We start from the raw sequence: 935 nt of genomic DNA, 5'->3' as shown, positions 1-935 counted from the left end.
GGATCTTGTAAAGGATGGAAAGATTTCTTCAGAAAGAGTTGAGGAAATTAATCAAAGAACACGAGATGGTGGTGCGGAAATAGTTAAATATTTAGAAAAAGGATCAGCCTTTTATGCGCCAGCAGCTTCAGGTGTTCAAATGGCAGAAGCATATTTAAATGATCAGAAAAAATTATTACCCTGCGCTGTACAATTAAATGGAGAATATGGTGTGAAAAATGTTTATGCAGGTGTTCCTGTTGTCATTGGAAAAAATGGTGTAGAAAAAATTGAAGAGATTGATTTAGATGAAAAAGAAAAAAAAGAATTTATGCATTCAATAGATGCTGTAAAAGCTTTATGGGAAGCTGCATCTAAAATAGATCCTGATTTATCTAAATAATAATGAATATTCACGAGCATCAAGCTAAACAAATATTAAAAAAATATGGAGCTGTAGTTCCCGAAGGAGTATTTGCGCTTAATGTTGATGAACTTATTCAAAAAGCAAAAGCACTCAAAACTGAGAAATATGTGCTTAAAGCACAAATCCATGCTGGAGGTAGAGGAAAAGCTGGTGGTGTAAAAATTTTAAACTCTATTGAGGAACTAACGGTAGCAGCTAAAGAATTACTTGGAAAAACACTAGTTACTCATCAAACTGGCCCTGAAGGTAGAGAGGTAAAAAGATTATACGTAGAAGAATCATCAAATATAGATAAAGAATTTTACTTATCGTGCCTGGTTGATAGGGCAAGTTCTAAAATTGCATTTATATCAAGTGACCAAGGAGGGATGGACATTGAAGAAGTTGCAAGCAGTTCACCTGAAAAAATTATAACTACAAAAGTTGATATGGGTGATGAAATTTCTGATTCAGATTGTGAAAAAATAATTAATATTTTTAATTTAAATGAAGACGCAAAAAAACAAGCAATAACATTAATTAAATCAAT

1 protein-coding gene and 1 pseudogene are annotated in these 935 nt (G+C 32.3%); both read left to right on the top strand.

The features are described from left to right. Window positions 1–382 (top strand): annotated as a pseudogene (locus AMN83_RS02935) (malate dehydrogenase); the annotation flags it as partial. A 2-nt stretch (window positions 383–384) separates the two neighbouring features. Beyond that, window positions 385–935 (top strand): ATP-grasp domain-containing protein (locus AMN83_RS02930; protein WP_179850411.1); only part of this gene is annotated, 551 nt, incomplete at its 3' end.

The sequence above is a fragment of the Candidatus Pelagibacter communis genome (assembly GCF_001180025.1).
GTDB classification, from domain to species: domain Bacteria; phylum Pseudomonadota; class Alphaproteobacteria; order Pelagibacterales; family Pelagibacteraceae; genus Pelagibacter; species Pelagibacter ubique_A.
This window is presented reverse-complemented; position numbering and strand designations above follow the sequence as displayed.